The organism is Methylobacterium sp. WL6, assembly GCF_008040095.1.
GTDB lineage: Bacteria > Pseudomonadota > Alphaproteobacteria > Rhizobiales > Beijerinckiaceae > Methylobacterium.
Window position 1 is genome coordinate 1 of the sequence record NZ_VRVH01000294.1, and the last position, 5505, is coordinate 5505.

7 protein-coding genes are annotated in these 5505 nt (G+C 72.4%); 4 read left to right on the forward strand and 3 right to left on the reverse strand.

What is annotated here, in order from left to right; genetic code table 11:
* The coding region (locus tag FV230_RS23850; protein WP_281408320.1) for a penicillin-binding transpeptidase domain-containing protein at positions 1 to 1628 on the forward strand (1628 nt) is incomplete at its 5' end.
* A gap of 39 nt (positions 1629 to 1667) precedes the next feature.
* The gene (locus tag FV230_RS23855; protein ID WP_147844165.1) at positions 1668 to 2762 is read left to right on the forward strand and encodes a hypothetical protein; all 1095 of its coding nucleotides are present in this window, start codon (positions 1668 to 1670) and stop codon (positions 2760 to 2762) included.
* 36 nt (positions 2763 to 2798) lie between these two features.
* Here the strand turns inward: FV230_RS23855 and FV230_RS23860 are convergent, their stop codons facing one another.
* Entirely contained in the window at positions 2799 to 3038 is a 240-nt protein-coding gene (locus tag FV230_RS23860) for a hypothetical protein (protein ID WP_147729075.1), read from the reverse strand.
* 256 nt (positions 3039 to 3294) lie between these two features.
* Between FV230_RS23860 and FV230_RS23865 the strand changes: the two genes are divergently transcribed.
* Entirely contained in the window at positions 3295 to 3543 is a 249-nt protein-coding gene (locus FV230_RS23865) for a hypothetical protein (RefSeq protein ID WP_147844166.1), read from the forward strand.
* Between the two features lie 221 nt (positions 3544 to 3764).
* On the forward strand, positions 3765 to 4397 hold the full coding sequence (locus FV230_RS23870; protein ID WP_147844167.1) for a hypothetical protein: 633 nt from the start codon (positions 3765 to 3767) through the stop codon (positions 4395 to 4397).
* Positions 4398 to 4428: 31 nt separating this feature from the next.
* Here FV230_RS23870 and FV230_RS23875 read toward each other — a convergent pair whose 3' ends face one another.
* On the reverse strand, positions 4429 to 5112 hold the full coding sequence (locus FV230_RS23875) for a hemolysin III family protein (RefSeq protein ID WP_147844168.1): 684 nt from the start codon (positions 5110 to 5112) through the stop codon (positions 4429 to 4431).
* A 147-nt stretch (positions 5113 to 5259) separates the two neighbouring features.
* Positions 5260 to 5505 (reverse strand): COX15/CtaA family protein (locus FV230_RS23880; protein ID WP_187275599.1); only part of this gene is annotated, 246 nt, incomplete at its 5' end.

The following is a 5505-nucleotide window of genomic DNA, read 5'->3' on the forward strand; positions in this document are numbered from 1 at the left end:
GGCCGGCGCGCGGAAAGCCGGTCGCCGCGGCGGCGCCCGCCGAAAAGCCGGTGTGGCTGCGGGCGCTCGAGAGCGCCCGGCCGGTGCTCTACGACGTGCGCTGGCCGCTCGCCGTGGTGCTGGAGACCGGCCGCAACGGCGTGAAGGTCGGGCTCGGCGACGGCCGCGTCGCGCTGCTCGACCCCGGCATTGCCCGCGGCAGGCTGCAGCCGTACGACGTCGTCCGGGTGAAGCTGCGGGACGGCAAAGGTCTGCGCGCCGAGATCCGCGTGAAGCCGTCGGTGCAGGGCGCGGCCCTGGTGCTGGAGAACCGCACCGGCCGCATCCTGGCGATGGCCGGCGGGTTCTCCTACCCGGCGAGCCAGCTCAACCGCGTGACGCAGGCGGTGCGCCAGCCCGGCTCGACCCTGAAGCCGCTGACCTACCTCGCCGCGCTGAACGCCGGCCTGCAGCCCAACACCCTGGTGATGGACGCGCCCGTGACCCTGCCGCCGATCGGCGGGGTCGGCGACGCATGGTCGCCGAAGAACTACGAGGGCGGCGGCTCCGGCCCGACGACCCTGCGGCGCGGCCTGGAATTCTCCAAGAACCTCGTCACCGCCCGCCTGCTCCAGGGCGGGATCGCGGACAAGGCGCCGGCCAGCCTCAAGCGGGTCTGCGACATCGCCCTGGAGGCGCAGATCTACGCCGCCTGCGAGCCGTACTACCCGTTCGTGCTGGGCGCCCAGCCGGTGCGGATGATCGACCTCGCCGGGTTCTACGCCGCGGTGGCCAACGAGGGCGCCCGCACCGCGCCCTACGCCCTCGAAGGGATCGAGCGCGACGGCAGGACCGTCTACGCCCACGCGGCCCGCGAGCCGGTGCGGATCGGCTCGGCCGACCGGGTCGCGTTCTACCAGCTCAAGACCATGCTCCAGGGCGTGACCAACCACGGGACCGCGGCGGCCCTGGCGCGGGTCTCGCAGTTCGTGGCCGGCAAGACCGGCACCTCGGAGAACGAGAACGACGCGTGGTTCGCCGGCTTCACCAACGAGGTCACGGTGGTGGTCTGGGTCGGCTACGACAATGCCGACGGCACCCGCAAGACGCTGGGCCGCGGCCAGACCGGCGGCCACGTCTCCGTGCCGATCGCGTCCGCGATCTTCCAGGCCGCCTGGGCCAACGGCGTGGCCAAGACCCCGCTGGCCCCGCCCTCCCCGGAGGCGCGGCAGATGCTCGTCGACCTCTCGATCGACCCGCGCAGCGGGCAGCGCGTCTCGGGCGGCGGGTTCACCGAGCACTTCCGCAAGGCCGCCGACGGCCGCATGGCCGACACGCAGTACAAGCTGCTGCCGCGCGAGAACGCCTACGCGATGCGGCCGGACGCGGAGGACGGCGACCTCTCGGGCCTCGAGGACGGCGCCGACGTCGCCGGCGACGCCTACGGCAACCGCGCGCCCGATGCCGACCTGCTCGACCCGTTCGGCGACCGGCGCCCGGCGATGCGCAGCCGCCGGGCCCAGGGCGACCTCGACGGCGGCTCCCGGCTCTGGCCCGGCCAGACGGCGCGCTCGCCCTTCGGCGACGACGATGCCCGGCCGCGGCGGCGCGACCCCGATTACCTGTTCGGCGACGACCCGCGCTACTGACGCCGCCGCCCCTCCCCCTTTCCCATCGAGGTTCCTTTCGTGCGGATGCAGCTTCCGGCTCGCCTTGCCCTGCCCTTGCTCGTGCTCCCGGGGTTCGTGCTCTCGGGCGCCCCATGCGCGATGGCCCAGGCGCCGGCACCGTCGCCCGCGCAGCCGGGCATGGCGGCGACGCCGGCCGCCGCCGGGCGGATCCGCGAGGTCGCCTCGATCACCGCCGTCGATCCGACGACGCTCAAGCCCGGCGCGATCCTGGTGAGCGACCACCGCGACAACCCGTCGACGCCGGAGAACGGCCTGACGCCCTACCTCGACTGGGTCCGGACCAAGCCTGCGGAAGCGGCCGCGCTCTCGCCCTTCCCCGGCTACAAGGAGCCGGACTACACCACCACCGTGAACGGCGTGGCCAAGCCCCGGCACGAGACGCTGAAGGTCTACGTCGCCGAGGGGCGCTTCGTGGTGGCGCGGCCTCCCGAGGCGATCGACCTCGCGGCGCTGGCCCGTCTCGGCTTCGTGCAGGCGATGGACCCGGCGATCAAGCACAAGGCCCTCGACCCCGCCGACGTGACGCCGACCAAGGACCCCGCCGCGGCCTTCGCCCGCCGTCCCGACCGCCCGTGGTGCGAGCCGGGCACGGTCTGCATCGAGTCGCGCTACGACCTCGAGGGCAAGCTGCCGCTCGGCGTGAAGCTCGCCAACAAGCTGGAGGAGGGTGGCGCGAAGAAGATCGCCGAGTTCGTGACGTTCCAGAGCGAGCTGCGCACCCTCGCCCCCGATCGGGCGGCCGGCCTCGGGGCGCTGACGAAGGTCGACACCACCGTCACGGGCGGGCTGGAGCAGACGATCTTCTGGGTCAACCAGATCCTGCGCTTCGGCAAGTTCCTGGCGGTGTTCCAGCCGATGCCGGGCGACCCGACCAAGACCGTCGTGACCACCTACATGGCGCTGGCGATCAAGGGCGACGTCCTCGACCGCAAGGCGGAATACGCCCGCGTCCCCGTGCTCAGGAACCTGCTGCCGGCGCAGGTGCTGATGGGCAATTCGAGCTTCAACACCGGCACCTCGATCAGCGCCGGCCTGCCGACCTACGCCCGCAACCGCATCGCGGCCTTCGCCGACGCCCTGGCCAAGCGCTAGGGCGCCCCGGGCCGCGGGTGCGGAGCGATCCGGGGATCAGTAGCCGCGGTTGGCGATCGAGGGAATCGAGGGCTGGGTGTACAGGCGGTTCACGTCGGGCCGGGTCTGCGTGCCGTTGGTGTCGTTCGAGCGCCGGTAGTTGTCGGTGTTGAAGGTCTCCGCCAGGCCGCTGCGGCTGTCGGGGCCGTCGACGCTGTTGCAGGCGCCGAGGCCGCCGACCAGGGCGGCCGCGAGGGCGAAGGGAGCGAGTGTCTGAACGGTCGGGACGAGGCGCATCGCGGGTCCTGGGGCGTGATCGGGAGGGAAGGCGCGGAAATGACGGGCCGAGGTGTCGGGCCAGTGTGTCCGCGTCAAGGCGGTGCCGATCGCGTGAATCGGTTGCCGGGGATGTGATGTCGCCCGGCCACGGAAAAGTCACCACGGCGTGGCTTTGCGGCCGCGAAACCGGGCATTCGTGTGGAGGAGCGGCGGTGCGACCCTGGCCAAGCGGGCGCGTTCCGGCGACAACGACCGTGATGAGCCGAAAGCCTTCATGAGCAACGTCCTGCCCTTCCGCCCGCGCACCCCCGTGCAGCAGCTCGCCCGTTGCGAGGTCGTCGCCGTCGCCGGAGACCTTCTCACGCTGCTCGAGCAGCTCGAGGACGTCAGCGCCCGCGCCGCCGCCATGGGCCGCCCGGCGCTCGAGGTCGAGCGCACGGTCCAGCACCTGCTCGACGCGGTCAGCGCCGTCGAGCGCGCGCTCGACTGCATCGGCGAGGGCGAGCAGGCCGCGCCGGCCTGACGCCCGACGCAGCAACCGCCGACATCCGTCCGGACGTTTCGCGCGACCCGATGCGATCGGGCCCGCGCCTTCCGCCATGCGTTCGACCGGTGCGCCCGCCCGCGAATTCGCGTGCAAACTTCGCGGAACTGTCGCGTTTAAGTTGCCGTTAACGGGGTGTCGCATCGCACGCGCCGTGCGGTTCACCTCATGTCTCTGCACGCCCATCCTTGGAGGGATCGATGACGTCGTCCTTGAACCGTCGCGTCCTCGCCACCGTGCTCGCCGGTGGCCTCGTCGCCGGCGGCGTCGCCCAGGCGCAGGCGGCCGAGCTCGGCTTCTTCGAGGCGCTGTTCGGTGGGGCCCGCCCGGCGGCGCAGGCGCAGGCGCCCGAGCCGAGCCAGCCGGCCTATTCCGGCGGCGCGTACCGTCCGCGCATCCGCCGGGCGATGTCGCCGCGGCTGCGGCCGCGGACCCGCTACGCCGCCCTGCCCGCCGCGGAGCCGCTGAAGGTGCGGATCACCGACCGCCAGAAGCCGATCGACATGACGGGCGGCGCCGCCGCCGCCCTGATGAAGGACGAGACGCTGCGGCCCGGCGACATCGTGGTGTTGAGCAGCGGAGCCCGCGTGTTCACCGGCGATCCCGATGCGGCCCACACGATGCGCGACTTCGCCCCGGTCGAGCGTTCGGCCTACGTCGATCGCGGCACCCGCAAGCAGCTGGCGGCGCTGATGGCGCCCGCTTCGGCGCTGCCGGCCGACCAGGCGCGCAAGTTCGTCGAGCGGCTGAAATCCACGCCGCGCACGCCCGCGACCCTGATGCCGCAGCAGACCTCGATGCGCGTCATCAGCCCGTGGACGGTGGCGCCCTGAGGCGCCGACCGATCCTGTCATTCGCGGAGGATCAGCTGACCGCGGCGCCGGTCAGGCTCGCCCAGACCGTGCCGTAATGGCAGGCGGCGGCCGCGAGCACAAAGGCGTGCCAGATCGCGTTCTGGAACGGAAGCTTGCGCCAGACGTGGAAGATGACCCCGACCGAGTAGAGCAGGCCGCCGACCGCGAGCATCCACAAAGCGGTCGGCTGCAGCGCCGCGATCACCGATTCGTAGGCGAACAGGCCGCACCAGCCGAGGAGCAGGTAGAGGCCGATCGACAGCCGGTCGAAGCGGCCGGGCAGCAGCAGCTTCACCGCGATGCCGATCCCGGCCACGATCCACACGAAGGCGAGGAGCGCCCACGCCGTCGGCCCGGTCCCGACCAGGGCGACAAGCGGCGTGTAGGTGCCGGCGATCATCAGGTAGATCAGCGCGTGGTCGGCGCGGCGCAGCAGCCATTTGCGCGGGCCGACCGGGTAGAGGTTGTAGGTGGCCGAGACCGCCAGCATCGAGACCAGGGCGGTGGCGTAGACCGCCACCGCGACCCGCTCGGACGTGCCGAGATGCTCCGTCAGCGCCATCGACACCAGGGCCACCGCCCCGGCGAGGCCGAGGAGCACGCCGAGGCCGTGGACCACCCCGTCGGCGACGATCTCGCGCGGCGTATAGTGCCAGGTGAGACCAACCGGTCGTCCGTCTTCGGCCAGGAACATCACAGCCTCCTGCAACGCATCGAGGCTAAGCCGTTTCGATGACACTCGTTCCACCGGCAGACCACGCAGCGCCGAGCCGTCCCGCCTTTTCCACCGATCAGGCTCAACATTCATCCTGAATCGGGGAAGCGGGCCTCCGAGCCGCCATCAGGCGCCGCGTCCGGCCAGCGCCTCGAAGCCGAACGGGGCGATCGCCGGGCCGGTCGTGCGCGTCGCGCGCACGAGGCCGCGGCTCAGGCGCGCATGGACGGTCGCCATCACTAGGACGGCCATCGCCAGCACCTGGTGCGCCAGGGCCGCCCAGAGCGGCACGGCCATCAGCAACGTCGCGATGCCGAGCGCGGCCTGAGCCACGGCGAGCCCGGCGACGCCGGTGGCGCGCCGTGGCTCAGG